The 21,702-nt window shown below is 68.6% G+C and carries 18 protein-coding genes and 1 pseudogene; 15 read left to right on the top strand and 4 right to left on the bottom strand.

Translation table 11 applies throughout. From position 1 onward, the window contains the following. Positions 1–4 precede the first annotated feature (4 nt). Positions 5–1,675 (bottom strand): urocanate hydratase, encoded by a 1,671-nt coding sequence (gene hutU / locus ACFXMV_RS08410; RefSeq protein WP_378503099.1) that lies wholly within the window; start codon positions 1,673–1,675, stop codon positions 5–7. A 333-nt stretch (positions 1,676–2,008) separates the two neighbouring features. Here hutU and ACFXMV_RS08405 point away from each other — a divergent pair, with 333 nt between their 5' ends. From ACFXMV_RS08405 to yhjD, 14 genes are all read left to right on the top strand, one after another. Further along, positions 2,009–3,226, top strand: coding sequence for an NADP-dependent isocitrate dehydrogenase (locus tag ACFXMV_RS08405; protein ID WP_378498805.1), 1,218 nt, complete (start codon positions 2,009–2,011; stop codon positions 3,224–3,226). 153 nt (positions 3,227–3,379) lie between these two features. Further along, on the top strand, positions 3,380–6,355 hold the full coding sequence (locus ACFXMV_RS08400; protein WP_378498804.1) for a non-ribosomal peptide synthetase: 2,976 nt from the start codon (positions 3,380–3,382) through the stop codon (positions 6,353–6,355). Further along, complete coding sequence (locus ACFXMV_RS08395; RefSeq protein ID WP_378498803.1) at positions 6,352–7,023, top strand: formyltransferase family protein; 672 nt, start codon at positions 6,352–6,354, stop codon at positions 7,021–7,023. Before ACFXMV_RS08400 ends, ACFXMV_RS08395 begins: the two co-directional genes overlap by 4 nt. Before the next feature lie 58 nt (positions 7,024–7,081). Next, complete coding sequence (locus ACFXMV_RS08390; protein WP_378498802.1) at positions 7,082–8,131, top strand: 3-oxoacyl-ACP synthase III family protein; 1,050 nt, start codon at positions 7,082–7,084, stop codon at positions 8,129–8,131. Positions 8,132–8,136: 5 nt separating this feature from the next. After that, the gene (locus ACFXMV_RS08385; RefSeq protein WP_378498801.1) at positions 8,137–9,039 is read left to right on the top strand and encodes a hypothetical protein; all 903 of its coding nucleotides are present in this window, start codon (positions 8,137–8,139) and stop codon (positions 9,037–9,039) included. A gap of 8 nt (positions 9,040–9,047) precedes the next feature. Next, positions 9,048–10,727, top strand: coding sequence for a fatty acid CoA ligase family protein (locus tag ACFXMV_RS08380; protein ID WP_378498800.1), 1,680 nt, complete (start codon positions 9,048–9,050; stop codon positions 10,725–10,727). Next, the gene (locus ACFXMV_RS08375; RefSeq protein WP_378498799.1) at positions 10,724–10,975 is read left to right on the top strand and encodes a hypothetical protein; all 252 of its coding nucleotides are present in this window, start codon (positions 10,724–10,726) and stop codon (positions 10,973–10,975) included. The genes ACFXMV_RS08380 and ACFXMV_RS08375 overlap by 4 nt, the downstream gene beginning before the upstream one ends. Then, positions 10,960–12,012 carry an NAD-dependent epimerase/dehydratase family protein gene (locus ACFXMV_RS08370; protein WP_378498798.1) on the top strand — a complete coding sequence of 351 codons (1,053 nt, stop codon included), beginning with the start codon at positions 10,960–10,962 and terminating at the stop codon, positions 12,010–12,012. Before ACFXMV_RS08375 ends, ACFXMV_RS08370 begins: the two co-directional genes overlap by 16 nt. 36 nt (positions 12,013–12,048) lie before the next feature. Further along, positions 12,049–12,852, top strand: a complete 804-nt coding sequence (locus tag ACFXMV_RS08365) for an exodeoxyribonuclease III (RefSeq protein WP_378498797.1) — start codon at positions 12,049–12,051, stop codon at positions 12,850–12,852. Between the two features lie 31 nt (positions 12,853–12,883). Next, positions 12,884–15,001 (top strand): MMPL family transporter, encoded by a 2,118-nt coding sequence (locus ACFXMV_RS08360; protein WP_378498796.1) that lies wholly within the window; start codon positions 12,884–12,886, stop codon positions 14,999–15,001. Further along, the gene (locus ACFXMV_RS08355; protein WP_378498795.1) at positions 14,991–15,386 is read left to right on the top strand and encodes a ribonuclease domain-containing protein; all 396 of its coding nucleotides are present in this window, start codon (positions 14,991–14,993) and stop codon (positions 15,384–15,386) included. The genes ACFXMV_RS08360 and ACFXMV_RS08355 overlap by 11 nt, the downstream gene beginning before the upstream one ends. Beyond that, positions 15,386–15,865, top strand: a complete 480-nt coding sequence (locus ACFXMV_RS08350; RefSeq protein WP_378498794.1) for a barstar family protein — start codon at positions 15,386–15,388, stop codon at positions 15,863–15,865. The genes ACFXMV_RS08355 and ACFXMV_RS08350 overlap by 1 nt, the downstream gene beginning before the upstream one ends. Positions 15,866–15,907: 42 nt before the next feature. Beyond that, complete coding sequence (trpS, locus tag ACFXMV_RS08345) at positions 15,908–16,996, top strand: tryptophan--tRNA ligase (protein WP_378503100.1); 1,089 nt, start codon at positions 15,908–15,910, stop codon at positions 16,994–16,996. A 20-nt stretch (positions 16,997–17,016) separates the two neighbouring features. Continuing rightward, positions 17,017–18,042 (top strand): inner membrane protein YhjD, encoded by a 1,026-nt coding sequence (yhjD, locus tag ACFXMV_RS08340; RefSeq protein WP_378501362.1) that lies wholly within the window; start codon positions 17,017–17,019, stop codon positions 18,040–18,042. 19 nt (positions 18,043–18,061) lie between these two features. Here the strand turns inward: yhjD and ACFXMV_RS08335 are convergent, their stop codons facing one another. Further along, a complete protein-coding gene (locus tag ACFXMV_RS08335) occupies positions 18,062–19,351 on the bottom strand; it encodes a D-alanyl-D-alanine carboxypeptidase family protein (protein WP_378501363.1) in 1,290 nt (429 codons plus the stop codon). 103 nt (positions 19,352–19,454) lie between these two features. Here ACFXMV_RS08335 and ACFXMV_RS08330 point away from each other — a divergent pair, with 103 nt between their 5' ends. Then, on the top strand, positions 19,455–19,769 hold the full coding sequence (locus ACFXMV_RS08330) for a hypothetical protein (protein ID WP_378501364.1): 315 nt from the start codon (positions 19,455–19,457) through the stop codon (positions 19,767–19,769). Between the two features lie 5 nt (positions 19,770–19,774). On the opposite strand, the gene ACFXMV_RS08325 is transcribed toward ACFXMV_RS08330, so the two are convergent. Further along, positions 19,775–21,427, bottom strand: a complete 1,653-nt coding sequence (locus ACFXMV_RS08325; RefSeq protein WP_378612115.1) for a hypothetical protein — start codon at positions 21,425–21,427, stop codon at positions 19,775–19,777. Beyond that, positions 21,331–21,702 (bottom strand): annotated as a pseudogene (locus ACFXMV_RS08320) (hypothetical protein); the annotation flags it as partial. The pseudogene ACFXMV_RS08320 and the gene ACFXMV_RS08325, both read right to left, overlap by 97 nt.

Below are 21,702 nucleotides of genomic sequence, written 5' to 3'. Positions count from 1 at the left end.
GGCGCTACCCCTCCCACATCGGGATGCGAACACCGCGTGCGGCGGCCACCTCGGCCGCGCGGGGGTATCCGGCGTCCACGTGCCGGATGACGCCGGTGGCGGGATCGTTGGTGAGCACCCGCTCGAGCTTGCGCGCGGCGAGTTCGGTGCCGTCGGCTATGCACACCTGTCCGGCGTGGATGGACCGTCCCATGCCGACGCCGCCGCCCTGGTGGATCGACACCCAGGACGCCCCGGAGGCCGTGTTGACCAGCGCGTTGAGCAGCGGCCAGTCGGCGATCGCGTCGGAGCCGTCGGCCATCGCCTCGGTCTCGCGGTAGGGCGAGGCGACGGATCCCGAATCGAGGTGGTCGCGGCCGATGGCGAGCGGCGCGGAGATCTCACCGGAGCCGACCATCTCGTTGAACCTCAGTCCCGCCAGGTGCCGCTGCCCGTAGCCGAGCCAGCAGATGCGCGCGGGCAGGCCCTCGAATCGGACCTTCTCGCCTGCCAAGGTGATCCAGCGACGGAGGTGCTCGTCGTCGGGGAAGAGGTCGACGATCGCCCGGTCGGTGGCCGCGATGTCCCTCGGATCGCCGGACAGCGCGACCCAGCGGAACGGGCCGCGGCCCTCCTCGAACAGCGGCCGGATGTAGGCGGGAACGAAGCCGGGGATATCGAAGGCCCGGTCGTAGCCGCCCTTTCTGGCCTCGTCGCGGATCGAGTTGCCGTAGTCGAACACCTCGGCGCCTGCGTCCAGGAATCCGACCATCGCCGCGACGTGCGCGGCCATGGACTCGCGGGCCTCGGTGGTGAACCAGTCGGGGTCCTTCTCTGCCAGCCGGTGCCAGTCCAGGACCGCGATCCCGATCGGCAGATAGCTCAACGGGTCGTGCGCGGAGGTCTGATCGGTGACGACATTGATCGGCGCTTTCATCGCGAGCAGCCGTGGCAGCACCTCCGCCGCGTTGCCGAGCAGCCCGATCGACAGCGGATGACCCTCGTCACGAGCGAGGACGGCCATCTCCAGCGCCGACTCGATGCTCTCGGTCTTCACGTCGAGATAGTGATGTGCCATGCGGCGATTGATCCGGTCCGGGTCGCACTCGACGCAGATCGCGACACCGCCGTTCATGGTCACCGCCAGCGGCTGAGCGCCGCCCATGCCGCCCAGCCCGGCGGTCAGGGTGATCGTCCCCGCCAGCGAGCCCCCGAACCGTTTCTGAGCGACCGCGCCGAACGTCTCGTAGGTGCCCTGCAGGATGCCCTGGCTGCCGATGTAGATCCACGAGCCGGCGGTCATCTGGCCGTACATCATCAACCCGAGTGCCTCGAGGCGACGGAACTTCGGCCAGTTGGCCCAGTCGCCGACCAGATTGGAGTTCGCGATGAGCACCCGCGGCGCCCATTCGTCGGTCCGCAGCACCCCGACCGGCTTGCCCGACTGCACCAGCAGGGTCTCGTCGTCCGCGAGTGTCCGCAGCGTCCGGACGATCGCGTCGTACGCCGCCCAGTTGCGGGCGGCGCGGCCGGTGCCGCCATAGACGACGAGGTCGTCGGGCCGCTCGGCGACCTCAGGGTCCAGATTGTTCATCAGCATCCGGAGGGCGCCCTCCTGCTGCCACCCGCGGCAGGTCATGGCGGTGCCGCGGGGCGCGCGGACCGGTCGGGGTCCTGCGGTTGATTCGTCGGTCATCGTCAGCTCCCGTCGACGACTTCAGCTACCCCCATCACACGCCGTCGGCAGTGGGTTGGCCAGAGCATCGAACGTGGCGAGTGATTCCGGCCTCCGAGATCACGACCTAAGTCCGCGCTGAGCTGCGCAAAGCTACCGATCGGTAGGTTCGGTGGGGGTGGGCCAGCGGTTGCGCCCGACTCGGTTAGCAGTACGCTCGTCTTGTTTGGTGCGGATCGACCAGGTCCGCTTGCGTTGTATAGATTACTGATTGAGTCGTTCGTGGTCTCGCTCACAAAGCGGGGTCCGAGCCGTGTGACCAGGGGACACTTCCTAGGAGGACGCGAATACCACATGTCCAAGATCAAGGTTGAAGGCACCGTCGTCGAACTCGACGGCGATGAGATGACCCGCATTATCTGGCAGTTCATCAAGGACAAGCTGATCCATCCGTACCTGGATGTGAATCTCGAGTACTACGACCTCGGTATCGAGTACCGCGACAAGACCGATGACCAGGTCACGATCGATGCCGCGAACGCGATCAAGAAGCACGGCGTCGGCGTCAAGTGCGCGACCATCACGCCGGACGAGGCACGCGTCGAGGAGTTCGGCCTCAAGAAGATGTGGCGTTCCCCCAACGGGACCATCCGCAACATCCTCGGTGGCACGATCTTCCGCGCGCCGATCATCATCTCGAACGTCCCGCGATTGGTTCCGGGCTGGACCAAGCCGATCATCATCGGCCGTCACGCGTTCGGTGACCAGTACCGCGCCACCGACTTCAAGGTTCCCGGCCCCGGCAAGGTGATGATCACCTACACCCCCGAGGACGGCAGCGAGCCGATCGAGCACGAGTTGGTGAACTTCCCCGAGGGCGGCGGAATCGTCCAGGGCCAGTACAACTTCACCAGGTCCATCGAGGACTTCGCACGGGCCTCGCTCAACTACGGCCTGCAGCAGAACTACCCGGTGTACCTCTCCACGAAGAACACCATCCTCAAGGCGTACGACGGTGCCTTCAAGGACATCTTCCAGAGCGTGTACGAGACCGAGTTCAAGTCCGAGTTCGACGCGGCAGGCCTCACCTACGAGCACCGCCTCATCGACGACATGGTCGCCTCCGCTCTCAAGTGGGAGGGTGGCTACGTCTGGGCCTGCAAGAACTACGACGGCGACGTCCAGTCGGACACCGTCGCGCAGGGCTTCGGCTCGCTCGGCCTGATGACCTCCGTGCTGCTGACGCCGGACGGAAAGACCTGCGAGGCGGAGGCCGCGCACGGCACCGTCACCCGGCACTACCGGCAGCATCAGCAGGGCAAGCCCACCTCGACGAACCCCATCGCGTCCATCTTCGCGTGGACCCGGGGCCTCGAGCACCGCGGCAAGCTGGACAACACCCCCGAGGTGATCGGCTTCGCTCAGCAGCTCGAGGATGTCGTCATCAAGACCGTCGAGGGTGGTCAGATGACCAAGGATCTCGCGACGCTCGTCGGCGGCGACCAGGGCTACCTCACCACCGAGGAGTTCCTCGGCGCGCTGGACGAGAACATGCAGAAGGCCTCCCGCTAACGGGAAGCCTCCGCGCTCACAGGAGGGCCGCCACGGACGTGAACACGTCCTGTGGCGGCCCTTCGTTCGTGCGGCGGCGTCAGTCGATCTGAACCGACCCGGTTGGGCCGAGGACCGGCTACTATTCCGGCATCCCACCGGCTAGGAGCGACGTTGTCTTCCGTTGTGCGCCTTTTCGAACGACCGATCTCGCCCACTGAACGCCTGTACCTGGCGATGCAGACGCTGGCACCCCCGTTCGCCATCCAGCTGGTGGTCAAGGGGACCGGCTCGATCGGGGAAGGCGAACTCTCGGCCGCGGTGGCAGGCGCATCCGAATCCTGCCCCGGCGCCCGGCTCGTGCGGCGAGGTGAGCGTTGGGTGGACAGCGGCGTCGCACCCCCGGTCGTGGTGGCCGCGGACCACACGCTGGCCGACGTCTGCCTCGACGACCATCCGATGCTGAGTCGTCCCCTTGATCCGGAGCACGGACCGACCTGTGAGGTCCTGCTACTGGGGCCTGATCGGAATACCGTGGTATTCAGGGCATTTCACGGTGTGATGGACGGCAAGGGCGTGCACCTGTGGGCGGTCGAGGTGTTCCGGCTGCTGCGCGGCGACCGGCCGGTCGGCGTGCCGGACGCGGTCGCCGACCACACCCTCGTCGAGTCTCTCGGTGTCACCGGCAAGCCGACGGCATTGATCCCGACCGCGCGCTCGCCGTTCGGGCGGGCACGACCGGCGCCAGGCGAATCGGACTTTCTCTGGCGCAGGCGCACAGTGGACGGAACCTCGCCCGCCGTGGTCGCGCGGATCGCCGAGGTGATCACCGCGGCGGTCGGGGGCAAGACCCGGATCATGGTCCCGGTCGACCTGCGCAGGCACGACAAGGACCTCCGGTCGACGGCGAACCTGGCGCTGCCGCTGTTCCTGGACACCGTGCCGGGGGACGGTTGGTCCCGCATCCACGGTCAACTGCTGCGCGGGATGGTGGAGTCGCGCGAGCTAGGCGAGATGAACAACGGTGGGCTGCAGAAGATGCCGGTGTGGACCGCGCGGGCGATCCTGCGCACCGGCATGTCCATCGGCTCCCGTACCGGTGGAAACCTGGTGTCGGCGATCGTCTCCCACACGGGCACAGTCGATCTCGACGAGCTGAGCTGCCCCGGATTCACTGCGGACGAGGCATGGGGACTGCCGGTGCACACGGGCATGGTGCCGCTCTCGATCGCGGTGCTTGAGGCGCGCGGGCGAACCGAACTCGTCGTATCCTGCCGCAACGGAGTGGGGATCGGGCCCAGGCTCGAGCGCCTGCTGAACGACATCACCGGGGCGCTCGGGACGGAGCCGTCCACCCCGGGACCGACGGTGACCAGCATCTTCGGCGACCATGTCCGCGGCACCCCGGACGCCGTGGCGGCGATCGGCCCGGACGGTCAGCTCAGCTACGCGGAACTCGACGCCCGTGCCGACGTGGTGGCCGCGGAGTTGCGCGGTCGGGGCGTGCGCCGCGGAGACGTCGTCGCGGTGCTGGCCCGGCGCACCCTCGCAGGCGTCGTGGGGCATCTGGGAATCATCAAGGCGGGCGGCGCCTTTCTCGCGCTCGACCCCAGGCACCCGGACGAGCGGATTCTGGGCATTCTCGAGGACGCAGGCGTCAGCCATTGCGTGATCGAGCGAGCGCTGGCCGATCGCGCCGCCTTCGGGGAAACGGACGTCCTCGTGGTCGACGGCCTGCCGCACGCCGGGGCCGAGCGGGCGCCGGATCTCGCGACTCCCGACGATCTGGTCTACGTCACCTACACCTCCGGCTCGACCGGGCGGCCCAAGGGCGTTCAGGTCGAACACCGGGGCATCGTGAACCTGATGCGCTCGGCCACCGACTGGTACCGGCTCGGACCCGACACCCGGTACGCGCACTATCACACGCAGGCCGCGGATATGGCCTGCGCGGCGCTGCTGCTCCCGTTGCTCAGCGGGGGAGCGGTGGTGCTGGTCCCGGACGAGATCAATCACCTGGTCCTGTCCGAGATGCTCGAAGGTCCCACGGTGAACACGATGATGGTGACGCCGAGCCTGCTCGAGGTGGTGGTCCGACTGGGACTGCGGCCGGAGGGGATGCGCACGGTCAGTATCGGCGGCGAGGCGCTGCACGGGCCGCTGGCCGCAAGTGCCCGTGACCTGTTCGGCCCGAGGTGCCGGCTGCTCAACAGTTACGGGCCGGCCGAGATGTCGATCGTGTGCACCGCCCAGGTGCTGGACGACGAGCCCTCGACGGCGCCGCGCCCGGTGCCGATCGGTGTGCCTGCCGCAGGCACCACGGCGCACCTGCTCGACGCGGAACGTCGGCCGGTGCCCGATGGCGAGATCGGCGAGCTGTACTTCGGCGGACCGCAGGTGGCGCGCGGATACCTGAACCGACCGGATGTCACCGCCGAACGCTTCGTCACGTTGGCATCCGGCGAACGCTGCTACCGGGCCGGCGACCTCGCCCGTCGACTGCCAGGGGGTGCGCTCGAGTTCGCGGGTCGCATCGACAGCCAGGTCAAGATCCGGGGCAATCGCGTCGAGCCGGGCGAGGTGCAGGCCGCCATCGAACAGCACCCGCTTGCCGCCAGGGCCGCGGTGGTGGCGGTCCGCCGCGCAGAACGCGGAGACAACATCCTGGCCGCCTACGTCGTGGGCGTCGCCGAGGAGGGTACGCCCGAGCTGGCGCAGCAACTGCGGGCGTTCCTGGCGCACAAGGTGCCCGCCTACATGGTCCCGGCCGAGATCCACCTCGTCGACGAGATCCCACTGACCGCCAACGGCAAGCTCGACGGCGCTGCGCTCCGCGCCGACGAGATCGCACCGACCGCCGACCGGAAGCGCGACAGCGTGGCACCGCGTGCCGCGGACGAGATCGCCAAGATCTGGGCGAAGGTCCTCGTGCTCGATGTGAGCACCCTGCATGCTGATTCGGACTTCTTCGCGCTGGGCGGGGATTCGCTCGCCTCGGTGGAGATGCTCTCGCAGGTCTCGCGCATTGTCGTCGGACGCGACGGGGAAGCGGCGTTCGTCGCCGAACTCGAGGACCTGGTGCACCACCTCACTCTCGGTCGGGTGTGCGCCGCCGCTCTGCACGCGCAGGCCGTGGGGGAGCGAGGATGATCCTGGTGGGAGGCGGCGCATTGCTGTGGCGCGCCGCACGATTCGCATCCGCGTCGGGCTACCCGGTGGACCTGGTCTGCACGCCAACGGGCGAGGTCGCACCTGCGGGGCTCGAGGCGCTCGCGCAGCTGGAGACCACGGACATCAACGCCGACGCCGAGACCCTGCTGGGCGGCTGTACCGACTCCGTGGTGTGGTCGATCAACAACCCGATGATCTTCGGGTCCGCACTCGTGGACTCGGACCTGCGGATCTACAACATCCACAACGGCCAGCTGCCGGAGTTCCGCGGACTGCCGGCCGCAGCCATCGTGCACGCGATTCTCCAGGGCCGCACCGAGTACGCGGCCACGCTGCATCGAGTGGATTCAGGCATCGACACCGGCGCGGTGGTCGACGTCGAGCGGTTCGAGATCGGGCCGGAGGATCGCTTCCAGGAGGTCATGATGAACGGACTGCGCGCCTGCCACGAGCTGTTCGAGCGAAACCTGCCCGCCGTGATGAGCGGACCGGAATCGTCGGTGTCCGCCGCCACGGGCTCCGTCGGCTACTACGGCGCGGCGAGCATCCGCGACCTCGCCGCCCATCGCGGTAACGAGAACTTCGAGCGGGCCACCGCGCTCGGGGTCTTTGCGCCCCGCTACCCGGCGATCGCCGCACTGATGTGAACGTCCACCCCGAGTACGCAGAACCAGCAGGATTTACCTACCCCCAAGAGGATCCACAATGACCCAGTCGAGGTTCGAATCGATAGGCGCGTACCTCCCGTCCACGGTGCTCAGCACGAAGGACCTGCTCGCCAGGCTCGCCGCGCCGCCGAGCTTCGATATCGAGGCGATCACCGGGGTCGTCGAACGTCGGGTCTACGACGCGAGCGCCGACAACTACGAGGACTCGTTCGCCTTGGCATGCAACGCCGCCCGCGATGCGCTGTCCCGCTCGAGCTACGAGGCAGGCGAGCTCGACGTGATCATCTCGACGTCGATCTCGCGGAGCAAGGACAGGGACACGATGTACCTGGAGCCCTCCTTCGCCTCGATGCTCGGCAAGGAGTTCGGCGTCAAGGGCGCCATCCATTTCGACCTGTCCAACGCCTGCGCGGGGATGCTCAGCGGCGTCTATGTGCTCGACCGGATGATCCGGTCGGGCGCGGTCCGCAACGGGATGGTCGTGAGCGGTGAGCACATCACGCCGATCTCGGAGACCGCGGTGCGGGAGATCTCGGAAAAGTACGACCTGCAGTTCGCCTCGCTGTCCGTGGGCGATTCGGGCGCGGCGGTGATCATGGACCGAGCCGTCGACGACGCAGACAAGATCGACTACATCGAACTGATGACGGCATCGGAGTACTCCAACCTGTGCATGGGCATGCCGAGCGACCGGTCGCCGGGCATCGCCCTGTACACAGACAACCGCAAGATGCACAACGAATCCCGGTTCCTGCTGTGGACGAACGCACAGCGTGAGTTCCTGGAGGCTCGCGGCCGAACCTTCGCCGACGAGGAGTTCGACTTCATCATCCATCACCAGTTCGGCGCCTCGGCCGTGCTGTACATGAACGCGCTCGGCGAGAAGGAATTCGGCACCCCGATGCCGCCCGCGCTCAACGTGGTGGAGAAGTACGGCAACACCTCCAGCACATCGCATTTCATCGTGCTGCACGACCACCTGAAGGACAAGGCGGTTCCGAAGGGGTCGAAGATCCTGATGGTGCCGGCAGCGTCCGGCATCGTCACCGGCTACGTGTCCGCCACGATCACGTCCCTGGAGGTCTGAGCAACATGGGTATCTCGATCAAATCCACCGGGATGAGCGTGGCCACCGCGACGATGAGCGCCATCGAGCATTCCGCTCGCGCGGCGCGCGGCGCCATCCGCAGTGCAGGCGTCGAGCCCGAGCAGGTGGGCGTGCTCATCAACACCGGTGTCTACCGGGACTCGAACCTGTTCGAGCCCGCCATCGCCGCGCTGATCCAGAAGGAGGCGGGGATCGGGCTCGAGTATCCGGAGGGCGTCAGCAGGTCGTTCTCGTTCGATCTGATGAACGGGGCCTGCGGGGTCCTGAACGCGGTGCAGGTGGCGACCGCGCTGCTCGAAACCGCCAGTGCGCGCTACGTGCTCGTCGTCTCCGGAGACACCCACCCCTCGCTCCAGCGCCGCAGGCCGGCCGCGGACTTCCCGTTTGTCACCGCGGGGGTGGCGATGCTCCTGGAGAAGACCGACACCCCAGCGGGATTCGGCCCTGTGCTGGTCGCGGAGGATGACGGCACCCCGGCGGCGAGGGGATTCGTGAACGTCTCCGAGATGGGCGTCCACGGGCGCTCGCTCGTGACCGTGGAACGTGAGGACGGATTCGAGGAGCGACTGCTCGGGGTGGCGGTCGCCGCAGCGGGGAAGGCGATCGGGGCCCACGAGGGCGGACTGGACCTGTCTCGGACCGCGCTGATCAGCTCGCGGCCGACCGAGGAGTTCCCGGCCCGTCTGGCGGCGCATCTCGGCGTCGCGTCGGAGGCGGTGTTCGGCAGTGGCGAGGTCGAGGGCGACGCACACACCGCCGCGCTCACGGTGGCCTATCACCAGGTGGACCGGGCGATCTTGGCGGGATACGACACCGTGCTGTTCGTCGCCGCGGGCGCAGGACCGAGCGCGGCCGCCACCGTGTACCGGCTGGCACCGACGGCGTGAGCAGGGCAATGACCACGACGGCGGTGCCGTCCCGGCCACCGGCGCACTGCGGATCCGTCGAACGGATCCGGGCAATGGCGCTGGCGCACCCGGATCTCGAGGCGGTGATCTACCCGGACGGCCCGCTCGAGGCCGGCACCCCGACGTACGGTCGGCTGACCTACCGGGAGCTCGAGGACTGGTCGGACCTGCTCGCGCAGCGGTTCGAGTCGATCGGTATCCGGCGCGGGGTGCGGACCCTGCTGCTGGTCACCCCCGGGCCCGAGTTCTACGCGATCATGATCGGGCTGCTCAAGGTGGCGGCCGTGCCGGTCGTGATCGACCCGGGGATGGGCCTGCGTCCGATGCTCACCTGCCTGAAATCCGTTTCGCCGCAGGCATTCATCGGTGTCCCGAAGGCGCACCTGCTGCGGTTGGTGTTCCGTTCGTCGTTCGGGACGGTCCGGGCCAAGGTGACGGTGGGTCGAAAGCTGTGGGGCGGCCATTCCCTTCGGGCATGGGGACGAACTCCGGACCGGCCGGTGGACGCGACCCCCGAGGCGCCGGCCGACGAGGTGATGATGATCGCGTTCACCACCGGCAGCACCGGTCCGGCGAAGGCCGTCAACCTCACCCACGGCAATCTCGCCGCGATGCTCAACCAGGTCGACGACGCCCGCAAACGGGTGCCGCCGGAGACGTCCCTGATCACGCTGCCGATCTTCGGGGTTCTCGACCTGATGCTTGGCTCCCGGTGTGTGCTGCCGCCGATCGTGCCGGGGGAGGTGGGCAGCGCGGATCCCGCGCACGTGGTCGATGCGATCCACCGATTCGACATCCGGACCATGTTCGCCTCGCCTGCCGTGCTGGTCCCACTGGTCCGGTACGCGCAGGCCCACGATGTGCGGCTGCCGTCGGTGCGATCCGTATTCTCCGGCGGCGCACCGGTACCCGATCACGCCATTGCGGCTCTGCGCACGATCCTGCCGACCGAGGCCGAGGTGAGCGCCGGGTACGGGTCGACCGAGGCGCTGCCCATGTCCGCGATCGAGTCGCGTGAGCTGCTCGGTGAGTTCGTCGCCCGCGCCCATGCGGGGGCGGGGACGTGCATCGGACGGCCGGCGCTCGGCCTTGAGGCGAGGATCGTCGGTATCAGTGACGACCCGATCCCGACCAGGTCCGACGAGACGGCCGCGGGAGGGATCGGCGAGATAGTGGTGGCAGGGCCGAACGTGAGCACCAGCTACGCCTGGCCCGAGGCGGCGAACGTCCTCGGCAAGATCAGGGACGACGACACGATCTGGCATCGGACCGGTGACCTGGGTTGGATCGACGATGGTGGCCGGATCTGGTTCTGCGGGCGCAAGAGTCAGCGCGTACGGACCGCCGAGGGGCCGCTGTTCACCGTCCAGTGCGAGCAGATCTTCAACACGGTCCCCGAGGTCTTCCGGACCGCGCTTGTCGGAGTTCGCGGTGAGGCCGACACCCGCCCGGTGCTCTGCGTCGAGCTGATGCCGGGGGTGCGGGGGAGCGAGCGGGCTCGGATCGAGGAGGAACTGCGCGAGCTCGGCGCACAGAGTCACACCACGGATCGGATCCGCGACTTCCTGTTCCATCCTGGCTTCCCGGTCGACATCCGGCACAACGCCAAGATCGGCCGCGAGAAACTGGCGGTGTGGGCGGCATCGAAACTGAAGGCGGAACGATGAGTACGAAGGTCATGCTCCTGCGCGCCATCCCGGTGATCGGGTGGATCTACCTGGTGGCCGGGCTCATCCGGCCCTCCGGAAACCGTGTCGCGCGGGCGGTCTGGTGGATCGATGTCGTGCTCAGCGTCGGCGCGCACGCAGCGCAGATCCCCGCGGCGCTGAAAGAAGGCCGCGCGCGGGGACATTCGGATACCAAGATCGCCGCGATGACGATGTTGCTCGGCGCCACCTGGTGGCGGACGCAGTGAGGGCGCTGGTGACCGGCGCCAGCGGATTCCTCGGTGGAGCGCTCGCACGCAGACTGGTCGCGGACGGCGAGCTGGACGTCTCCGTGCTGGTGCGCCGCAGCAGCAACCTGAAAGACCTCGGCGACACCTCGAAGCTCACCCTCGTCTACGGCGACCTGACCGACCGCGATTCCCTCTACGAGGCGACCCAGGGCGTCGACGTGGTGTTCCACAGCGCCGCCCGGGTCGACGAACGCGGTGTCCGCGAACAGTTTTGGAACGAGAACGTGCGGGCGACCGAGGACCTGCTGGAGGCCTCCCGCCGAAACGGGGTCTCGCGCTTCGTGTTCATCTCCAGCCCGAGCGCGTTGATGGAGTACGACGGCGGCGACCAGATCGACGTCGACGAGACGGTGCCGTACCCGGGCAGGTACCTCAACCTGTACTCCGAGACGAAGGCCGCCGCCGAGCAGCGCGTGCTGGCCGCGAACGGCCCCGACCTGGTCACCTGTGCGCTGCGGCCGCGGGCGATCTGGGGCGCCGGGGACCGGTCCGGACCGATCGTGCGGCTGCTCGCGAAGGCGTCCGCGGGCGCGCTGCCGGACATCTCCGGTGGCAGGGACGTGTACGCCTCGCTGTGCCACGTCAACAACATCGTCGACGCGTGTGTTCGGGCCGCGAACGCGGACCTGGTCGGCGGGCGGCCGTACTACATCGCGGACGACGAGACGACCAACGTGTGGGAGTTCGTCGGGGTGGTCTCGCGGATGTTCGGGTTCTCCCCGCCCAGCCGTAGGCCGAACCCTCGGGTGCTGGCCGCGGTGGTGAACGTCGCCGAGGTGATCTGGAAGGTGCCGTACATCGCGACGCGCTGGTCGCCGCCACTGTCGCGATACGTGATCGCGCTGATGACGCGCAGCGCGACCTTCGACACCGGCGCCGCGAGGCGCGACCTCGGCTACCGGCCGGTGGTGGACCGGGACACCGGGCTGGCCGGTTTCAAGGCGTGGGTGGACGAGCAGGGCGGGCTCGAGGTGCTGGCGGCCCCGCTGCGGTAGCGGCGCTGTCGGGCCCTTCGGCTACGGTTCCTACCCGTGCCGCACATCATCACCACCGTCAACGTCAACGGGATCCGGGCCGCAGCCAAGAAGGGCATGCTGGAGTGGATCGAGGCCACCGAGGCGGACGTCATCTGCCTGCAGGAGACCCGCGCCGACGACAAGCAGCTCGCCACGACCCTGGCCGCGGCCGTCGAGGCCGGCTGGCACCTCGCCTCGGCGGAGCCGTCGGCCAAGGGGCGCAACGGGGTCGCGATCCTCTCGCGCAGGCGGGCGGACGCGGTGCGGATCGGCCACGGGGACGAGGAGTTCGTGGAGGCCGGTCGGTACATCGAGGCGGACTTCGACGACCTGACGGTGGCCAGCCTGTACCTCCCGTCGGGGGAAGCGGAGACCGAACGGCAGGCGGAGAAGGAACGGTTCCTCGGCTCGTTCGGGGCGTACCTGGCCGCGACGGCTGCGGCGGCCGAGCGGGCGGACCGGCACGTGGTGGTGTGCGGTGACTGGAACATCGCGCACACCGAGCTGGACCTGAAGAACCACAAGGGCAACAAGAAGAGCTCCGGGTTCCTGCCGAACGAACGTGAATGGATGGGTTCGGTGTTCGGTGAGTTCGGCTGGGTGGACGTGATGCGCGGGCTGCATCCGGACCTGGACGGGCCGTACACGTGGTGGTCGTACCGCGGCAAGGCATTCGACAAGGACTCGGGCTGGCGGATCGACTACCAGGTGTCGACGCCGGCGCTCGCCGAACGGGCCAAGCAGGCAGTCGTCGAGCGGGCGGCGTCCTACGACCTGCGGTGGTCGGACCACGCGCCGGTCACGGTCCAGTACCGCTAAGGCAACAGCCGAATACCGCTAGTCTTCCACCGTGACGCGGTGGACATCGTTCGTGTTGGGGCGCCGTTGGACCGTGCTGACCCTCGTGGTCGGCGCGATGTTCCTCGGGGGGCTCTGGGGTTCCGGCGTGCTGGACCGGCTCAGCCAGGGCGGTGACATCGATCCGTCCAGCGAGGCCGCGCTCGTCGACGAGTTGCTGGCCGAGCACTTCGAGATCCGCAGCCCGGACATCATCGCGATCTACCGAGCCCCCGACGGCAAGACCGTCGACGAGATCGGCCCGGCAGTCACCGCGCACCTGTCGGAGGTCGACCCCGACCGGCTCGCGCAGCCGATCGAGAACTACTGGAGCGCAACGGGACCGGTGAAGGCGCTCCTGCGCAGCCCGGACGGAACCACCGCGCTGGCAGTGGTTTTCGTCGAGGGCAGCGAGAGTGAGCGGATCGCGTCGTTCGTCGAGCTCGAACCCCAGCTGACCGTGCCAGGGGTGTCGACCGACCTGTCCGGGTTCAGTGCGATCGCGGACGAGATCAACAACGAGTCCAAGCGCGATCTGGTGGTCGCTGAGTTGGTCTCGCTGCCGGTCACCCTGGCGGTGCTGGTGCTGGTCTTCGGCGGGCTGGTCGGTGCGGCGATCCCGGTGGCGATCGGCGCGTTGTCGATGTTCGGTGCGCTGGCCGCGCTGCGCCTGCTGTCGATGTTCGTCGAGGTCAGCGTGTTCTCGGTGAACATCGCCTCGCTGCTCGGACTCGGCATGGCGATCGATTACGGACTCTTCATCGTCAGCCGCTACCGCGAGGAGTTGGCGGCAGGCGCGGGCACCGACGAGGCGGTCACCGCGGCGATGGCCTCCGCGGGCCGCACGGTCGCGTTCTCCTCGGTGCTGCTGCTGTGTGCGTTCGCCGGCACCCTGGTGTTCCCGCAGCAGATGCTCAGGTCGCTCGGATTCGGCGCGATGGCCGCGGTGGCGCTGGCGGCGGTGCTGTCGCTGACGGCGCTGCCCGCATTGCTGGCGATCCTCGGCCCGCGGATCGACGCGCTGACCTGGCGCAGGGGGGCGTTCGAGCGGGGTGAGGCTCGCGCGCAACGCTTCTGGGGTGCGCTCGCGACCGCCGTGATGCGCAGGCCGGTGATCATCGCGGTCACGATCGTGGCCGGGCTGCTGCTGTTGACGCTGCCGCTGGTGGGCACCCGCTTCGGCGACGTGGACCACACCGCGCTGCCGCCGGGCAACGAGACGCGCACCACGGTGGAGCAGCTCACCGCGCAGTTCCCGATCGCGAGCAGCGGCGCCACCATCGTGGTCCGCGGCGAGGGCGGTGTGCCGCCGACCGACGCCGCGGTCGCCGAGGTGAGCCGGGCGGTCGGCGCGACCGAGGGCGTCGCGCAGGCGATCACCCTTGGCCGAGGGGGCGAGATGGCCGCGGTCCGTGCGGTCCTAGAGGATCCGGACCGGTCGGTCGCCGCGGTCGACACGGTCCGCAGGCTCGACGAGATCGCCGCGCCCGCGGGCACCGAACTGCTGCTCGGCGGGATCACTGCGCTGTCGGTCGACAGCGTCGACTCGGTGGTCCGCCACCTGCCGGTGATGATCGCGGTCATGGTGATCGCCACCCTGGTCCTGATGTTCTTTGCGTTCGGGTCGATCGTGCTGCCGATCAAGGCGGTGGTGATGGCGGCGCTGAGCCTCGGCGCGACCTTCGGCATCCTCACCTGGATCTTCTACGACGGGCACCTGACGGGCCTGCTGAACGTCACCCCTGGGCCGCTGATCTCGGGGATGGTGGTGCTGATCATCGCGATGGTGTTCGGGCTGTCCACCGACTACGAGGTGTTCCTGATCTCGCGGATGGTCGAGGCGCGGCGGGGCGGGGCAAGCACCGAGGAGGCCGTGCGCATCGGCGCGGCCAAGACGGGGCGGGTGGTGACCGCGGCCGCGACGCTGCTGATCCTGGTGACCGGCGCGTTCACCCTCTCCGACCTGTCCGTGATGCGGTTCATCGGGGTCGGGATGATCGTCGCGCTGATCATCGACGCCACCGTGGTCCGGATGCTGCTGGTGCCCGCGCTGGTGAAGCTGATGGGCGAGGCCAACTGGTGGGCGCCCGCATCGATGGTCCGGCTGAGGGAGCGCGTCAATGTCCACTAGAACCCGCGGAGTGATCGCGGCGGCGGTGTTGGTGCTGGTCGCGATCGTGGCGGCACTGCTGCTGACCGACGGCGGCGACGAACCCGGCACGTCGGCACCCGCGGGGGTGCCCGCGGCCGCCGCCCTGACCCTGCAGAAGATCGACGACGGCACCTGGCCCGATTCGGCCGACGCGCCGGGCACCAGGGGCGGCGAACGCTTCGGCAACCGGGAGCGGCAACTGCCGACCGAGGACGCGTCCGGCCGTTCCGTCAGCTATCGCGAGTGGGACGTGAACCCGAAGCAGCGCGGAAAACCGCGGGACGCGGAGCGCATCGTCACGGGAAGTGACGGCTCGGCCTGGTACACCGGTGATCACTACACAACCTTTGTGAGGATTCGCTGATGACAACGGTGGACGGATTCATCACCGATCGAAGCGGTCTGGTGGCGGGACTGCTGACCGGATCCGCGCCGGTCGGCGACACCCTCGCCTACGCGCTCTCCGAACGCGGCTACACGGTGCGGGTGGTGCGCGCGGCGAAGATGCGGACGGCGGGAGCGCTGTTCGACGAGTTCGCGGCGGCCCTGCAGTTCCCGTACTACTTCGGCGCCAACAAGGACGCCTTCGACGAGTGCCTGCGCGACGTCGACGACTGGCTGGGTGAGTCGCCCGGCCTGGTGCTGATGGTCCGCGACGCGGGGGAACTGCTCGCCGACGAGCCGGGCCAGCTGGGCTGGTTCGTCGACGCCGTCGAGGACGGTGCGAGGGACCGGACCGGCGGACTCCTGCGGGTGATCCTGCAGGCCGATCGGGCGTCGGCGAGCGCATTGGCCCGCCGCTGGACGTCGGCGGGTGGGGCGCTGGCATGGGTGGAGCCCTGATCGAATTCGAGGCGGGCGTGGGGGCATGAAAGGATCGGGGCCATGTCGAGTTCCGCATCGTCGCCGTCTGCACCGTCATCGGATACCGCCCCGGTGAGCACCGCCCCCGCCGAGCCCGGCACCGCCGCCCGGCATCGGGTGCTTTCGGGCATCCAGCCGACCGCGGACTCGTTCCACCTCGGCAACTTCCTCGGCGCGCTGGCGCAGTGGGTGCCGCTGCAGGATGAGTTCGACGCCTTCTACTTCATCCCCGATCTGCACGCGATCACGGTGCCGCAAGAGCCAAAGGAGCTGCGGCGCCGCACCAAGATCGCTGCCGCCCAGTTGCTCGCGCTCGGCATCGACCCGGACCGGTCGACGCTGTTCGTGCAGAGCCAGGTGCCCGAGCACGCGCAGCTCGCGTGGGTGCTGAACTGCATCACCGGGTTCGGCGAGGCGAGCCGGATGACGCAGTTCAAGGACAAGTCCGCCAAGCAGGGCACGGAGTCCGCGACGGTCGGCCTGTTCACCTATCCGGTGCTGATGGCCGCCGACATCCTGCTGTACCGCCCGCAGCGGGTCCCGGTGGGCGAGGACCAGCGTCAGCATCTGGAGATGGCCCGCGACCTGGCGCAGCGCTTCAACACCCGGTTCGGCAAGGCGTTCGTCATCCCCGAGGCGCAGATGATCAAGGGCACCTCGAAGATCTACGACCTGCAGGACCCGACCTCGAAGATGAGCAAGTCGGCGGCGTCGGCCGCGGGCCTGATCAACCTGCTCGACGATCCCAAGGTGTCGGCGAAGAAGATCAAGTCCGCGGTCACCGACAACGAGCGCGAGATCCGCTTCGACCGGGAGAACAAGCCGGGCGTGAGCAACCTGCTGACCATTCAGTCCGCGCTGTCCGGCACGAGCGTCGAGGACCTGGAAAAGGGCTACGAGGGCAAGGGCTACGGAGACCTGAAGTCGGACACGGCCGAGGTGCTGGTGGAGTTCGTGACCCCGCTGCGCGCGAAGGTCGACGGATACATGGCCGATCCGGCCGAGCTGGACCGCATTCTGGACGCGGGCGCGGAACGCGCCCGCGAGGTGTCCTCCCGCACTCTGGCCACGGTGTACGACAAGGTGGGATTCCTGCCCCAAAAGAGGTGACCGAGAAGAGGTGATCCACCGTGCCGGACGTCAAGCAGTTCCTCGAGCGTCAACGTGCGGAACGACCGTGGCTTGATCACCTGATCCGGGCGGGAGGGCGATACCAGGGCCAGAAGGGCGACTACTTCGCTGCCGGGATCACCTACTTCAGCGTGTTCGCGCTCTTCCCGCTGCTGATGGTCGCCTTCGCGGCCACCGGTTTCATCCTCGTCGGACACCCGGAGCTGTTGACCTCCATCCACGACGCGGTCAGCAAGGCGATGCCGGGCAACCTGGGCGAGCAGATCAACGAGCTGATCGATGCCGCGATCGCAGCGCGAACCACGGTGGGCGTCATCGGTCTGGCAGGCGCGGCGTACTCGGGCCTGGGGTGGATGGCGAACCTGCGCGAGGCGCTCAGCGCGATGTGGGACCAGCGTCATCCCAGTTCGGGGTTCCTCCGGACCAAGCTGAAGGACCTCGCGAAGCTGGTGGGCCTGGTCCTAGCCCTGATGATTTCGGTGGGTCTGTCCATGATCGGTGAGGGTAGCGCCACCGGGAGGGTCCTGGAATGGCTCGGCATCGACGACATCGGCTGGGTGGGGACCCTGGTGCGCCTCCTGTCGAGCCTGCTCGCCGTCGTCGCGACCTGGGCGCTGTTCGTCTGGGTGATCGCGCGGCTGCCCCGCGAGCCGATCACCCTGCGGAGCGCGGCGAGGGCGGCTCTGTTCGCGGCGGTCGGGTTCGAGGTGTTCAAGCGGCTCGGCGCCATCTACCTTCGGGCCGTGACGAGCGGGCCTGCCGGTTCGACGTTCGGCCCGATCATCGGTCTGCTGGTGTTCATCTACTTCACCGCGCGGCTGGTGCTCTTCTCGACGGCATGGGCCGCTACGGCGAAGGAGAACCAGGTGAAGGCGTTTGTGCCGCCGCCGGATCCGGCGATCATCGAGGTGCGGGAGGCGCCCGCGAAGGGACCGACGACGGCAGAGGCGCTGGCCCTGCTGGGTGTGGGTGCCGCGGCGGCGGTCGGGCTCGGCGGGCTGATGCGGCGGCGGCGCCGCGACTGACGTTCGGTTCGGGGCTCGCTCAGCGGCGGCGTCGAAGCCGGCCGGCCGCGACGAGCAGCATGCCGACGATCGCCGAACCAATCACCGCGACAGCGGTTTTCGAGAATCCGGGGGTGGAGTCGTCGGGCCCGGTTGCGGTGATCGGACCACCGGGACCGTCGGGCGGTGCGGCAAGGGTCACCGGTGCGGCCTGCTGTGCCTCGCCCGGGTCGATCAGCGTTCCGACCGACTCCGACGCGGGCAGCGCGAAGCCGTAGTCGAGGAGTCGGGCGGCCTGTTCCCACGGGCGAATCGGCTTGACCTCGCCCGCCATCAGGGTCACCACGAGCGTGCGGCCGTTGCGTTCGGCGGCGCCGACGAAGGTCTGGCGGGCATCGTCGGTGAACCCGGTCTTGCCGCCGAGCGCGCCGTCGTAGTTGTAGAGAAGTTTGTTGTCGTTGGCGAGGATGAACCCGGGGTGGTCCTTGTCCTCGGGGTCGGTGGGGTCCTTCGGGAATCCGGGGAAGGGCACCGATTCGGTCTGGATGAACTCGGCGAAGGTCTTGTCTCGCATGGCTTCACGGAAGATGATCGCGAGATCGTAGGCGGAACTGGACATTCCGGGCCCGTCCAGGCCGGACGGGGTGGCGGTCCGGGTGTCGAGGGCGCCGAGCGAGCGGGCCAATTCGTTCATCTTCTCGACGGTGCGTTCGTCGCCGCCGAACTGTGCGGCTAGGGCGTGCGCGGCATCGTTGCCCGACGCCATCACCAGGCCCTGCATGAGCTGGCGGTTGGTGTACCGCCCGTCCTTGCCGAGCCCGACCGCGCTGCCCTCGGCGTTCGCGTCGTCGGCCGTGGCGGTGACGGTGGTGTCCAGGTCGAGTTCGCGCAGGGCGAGGATCGCGAGGAGCAGTTTGATGGTGCTCGCGGGGCGGTAGCGGCCGTGCGGGTCCTTCGCCGCGATCACGGTGCCCGAGTCGAGGTCGGCGAGCACCCACCCGGTCGCGGAGATGTCGGCCGGGAGCGGGGGCGCGCCGTCAGGGGCGACGGCGCCGCACTCGCCGAGGCGTTTGCCGCCAACCGGTCGGGCGGGAACCGGCAGCGCGGAGGGCGCCTCCTGCCCGGGGGCAGGCACCTCGGAGAGGTCGATTGCCTTCGGCGGGGAGTTGCGATGCGGGCAGGTATCGGTGTTCGGGGTGGTGAACGGCGTGGTGGTGGTCGTGCTCGACTCCGGCAGCCCTGGGGACGGCTGTGCGACCGCGGGCGCGCCGACCAGAGCGATCGAGGCGACGGCGGCCAGTGCTGTCAGGGCTCGTGCGGGCGCGGTCATCGAAGATGCAGGGTATTCGACCGTGGTGCTCGGGTCCAAGTCCCACCCCGGCCGGTGGTCTGATCGATTCGACGGAGGTTCGTGCGGTCGGCGCCGTGCTCCAATGAGCGACATGACCACGAACCGGCACCGTGTTCGCATTGACGGCGACATACTGCTCACCCTGGACGACGAGATCGTCACCATTGCGACGCCTCGCTTCAGCCCTGGCATCTTCTTTGTGCACGTCGAACTCCTCGAGGTGCACGTCGTGCCCAAGGGGGAGGACTGGAAGGTGGCGCTCAAGACCACGGGTGTCAGCATCCCGTTTCAAGTATTGCCATTCAAGGTGCGAGCGGCGCAGATCCCTGCCTTCACTGCGTTCGTCGACAGTGTGAAGGCGGCGAAGGAGTTGTCGCTTCGGGATGTGGCTTCGTAGCGCATTCAGAACGGTGGCGGTTCCGGTGGTGTCGGCGGTGTCGGCGGCGGGGTGTAGCCGCGGCGGCCGACGATGTGCGGGGCGGGTGTGGCGATGGTGTTGTTGCCGTGCGCGCCTGCCGGGAGGGTCACGGCATTGGTGCCGGTGCTCGAGGTCCAGAGCAGGGCGTGGCCGGGGAGGGCTATCACCCGCCAGAAGCCGAGCGTCTTGAGTTGGTGATGAAACTGGCACAGGCATTGCAGGTTGGTGACGATGGTCCAGCCGCCGGAAGCCGGGTTGTAGAGCCAGTATTCGATGATGTGGTCGAGTTGGCATTGTGCTGCGGGGCGGGTGCAGTCGGGGAACCGGCAATGACCATCGCGGGCGCGGACGAGTGCGGTGGTGGCTGCGTCGGGGCGGTAGGTCAGTGCGCCGTCTGGCGGGGTGGTGAGGCCGCCGTGGCCGTCGGGGTACTGCGGGCGGGCCAGGGTGGGGTCGGCCTCGATGGCGGCGGCGATCGCGTCAATGATGGTGCCGACGCTGGTCGGCGTGGGTGTGGTTGTCGGGGTGCCCGACTCGACGGTGGTATCCCCGGCGGTGGTGTCGGTGTCGTGTGCGGAGTCGTGCGTGGTGGCCTGCGTCGGCCCGGTTGGCGACCCCTGCCCCGTGGTTCCGGGCGGTGGATTCGGGTGGCGGCGTTGGGCTCGCGGTGGTGGTGTGATGCACGGCGGCGCCGGGGGTAGCGTCCCGAATTCGGGGACGTAGCCGGCCTTGCGGCGGTTGCCGCGGGCGAGGAATGAGCGCAGGCAGAACCGTGGAGGAAGCGGCGCGGATGGTGGTGGCGGAGTGCCGGGTTCGTGCGGGTCGGGATCGGGGTTGGGTGGGTCGGGATCGGGATCGGGATCGGGGTTGGGTGGGTCGGGCTCGACCTGGGCAGACGTGTCCGCCTCCGCGTCGACGTCAGGTTCTGCCTCCGCCTCCGTGTGGGCTTCAGGTCCTGGCTCTGGCTCTGGATCGGCCTTGCGGTCGGGCTCTGATTCAGCCTCGCAGGCCGGTTCTGCCTCACGGTCCGGTTCCGGTTCTGGACCAGCGTCATCGGTCCGTTCAGGGGTCGTAGCCGATTCGGCTGTGCGGAAATCGGATTCGCTATTGCGGGTGTGCCTCTGACCGCTCCGGGTCGCACCGGTGCTGATAGTGCCGCTCTCGGGCCCAGTTTCGGCCACGGCCCCGTTATCGGCGTTTGCATCGCCTGCGTCTGCGTCGGCTCCGCTGTCGCCGGTGCCGCGACCGGTGCTGCCAGCACCCGTGTCAGCTTCTCTGTTGTCGGTGCCAGCGCCAGCGCCCGTGCGGTCTAGGCTGTCGTCGCTGCCAGCAGCAGCGCCCGCGGCGGCCGCGCTGTTGTCGGCGCCAGCATGAGCGCCGGTGCGAGTGCCGACTGCGCTGTTATCGGAATCGACATTCCCCTCGGCTGCGCTGCCGGCGTCGGTGTCAGTGTCGGTGTCCGCGCCGGCGGCGCTGTTATCGGTATCTGCGTTGCCCTCAGCGTCCGCGTTGCTTTCGCCGTCATCGTCGTCGTGGTTGATCAGGCCGAGCTCCTCGGCCAGATCCAGCGCCTCGGTGAGCAATGCCTGCCACGTCCCGTCCGCGGCCAACCTCCGCGCCAACTCCGGTGGGGGCACCTCCCTGCACGAAGTGCTTGGGGGCCGACCAGCCCGTGCCCATGCAGATACGCCGGCCGCGACAACAACCCCAACAGCGTCGCCACATCCATCGTGATCTGCGTCAACGGTGCCCGCCGACCCGGCAACGCGGTACGCCCCGCCTGCGAGCAGTCGTCCCGCTCGCAGCTGCACTCCAGGTACGGCTCGCCGTGCATGATCGCCATGATCGCGTCCACCAGCAGGTACTGCTTGCCCCGCTTGTCGTGCGGGCACACCGTCGCCGCGAACTCGGC

The sequence above is a fragment of the Rhodococcus sp. NPDC059179 genome (assembly GCF_042754885.1).
Lineage (GTDB): Bacteria > Actinomycetota > Actinomycetes > Mycobacteriales > Mycobacteriaceae > Rhodococcus_G.
Note: the sequence above shows the minus strand (reverse complement) of the source record. Positions and strands in the feature narration are given on the sequence as shown.

What these genes read in the sequence shown, in the direction of transcription:
- hutU (WP_378503099.1), bottom strand. Translation starts at nt 1,675, where the DNA reads ATGACCGACGAATCAACCGCAGGACCCCGACCGGTCCGCGCGCCCCGC.
- ACFXMV_RS08405 (WP_378498805.1), top strand. Translation starts at nt 2,009, where the DNA reads ATGTCCAAGATCAAGGTTGAAGGCACCGTCGTCGAACTCGACGGCGAT.
- ACFXMV_RS08395 (WP_378498803.1), top strand. Translation starts at nt 6,352, where the DNA reads ATGATCCTGGTGGGAGGCGGCGCATTGCTGTGGCGCGCCGCACGATTC.
- ACFXMV_RS08390 (WP_378498802.1), top strand. Translation starts at nt 7,082, where the DNA reads ATGACCCAGTCGAGGTTCGAATCGATAGGCGCGTACCTCCCGTCCACG.
- ACFXMV_RS08385 (WP_378498801.1), top strand. Translation starts at nt 8,137, where the DNA reads ATGGGTATCTCGATCAAATCCACCGGGATGAGCGTGGCCACCGCGACG.
- ACFXMV_RS08380 (WP_378498800.1), top strand. Translation starts at nt 9,048, where the DNA reads ATGACCACGACGGCGGTGCCGTCCCGGCCACCGGCGCACTGCGGATCC.
- ACFXMV_RS08375 (WP_378498799.1), top strand. Translation starts at nt 10,724, where the DNA reads ATGAGTACGAAGGTCATGCTCCTGCGCGCCATCCCGGTGATCGGGTGG.
- ACFXMV_RS08355 (WP_378498795.1), top strand. Translation starts at nt 14,991, where the DNA reads ATGTCCACTAGAACCCGCGGAGTGATCGCGGCGGCGGTGTTGGTGCTG.
- ACFXMV_RS08350 (WP_378498794.1), top strand. Translation starts at nt 15,386, where the DNA reads ATGACAACGGTGGACGGATTCATCACCGATCGAAGCGGTCTGGTGGCG.
- trpS (WP_378503100.1), top strand. Translation starts at nt 15,908, where the DNA reads ATGTCGAGTTCCGCATCGTCGCCGTCTGCACCGTCATCGGATACCGCC.
- ACFXMV_RS08335 (WP_378501363.1), bottom strand. Translation starts at nt 19,351, where the DNA reads ATGACCGCGCCCGCACGAGCCCTGACAGCACTGGCCGCCGTCGCCTCG.
- ACFXMV_RS08330 (WP_378501364.1), top strand. Translation starts at nt 19,455, where the DNA reads ATGAGCGACATGACCACGAACCGGCACCGTGTTCGCATTGACGGCGAC.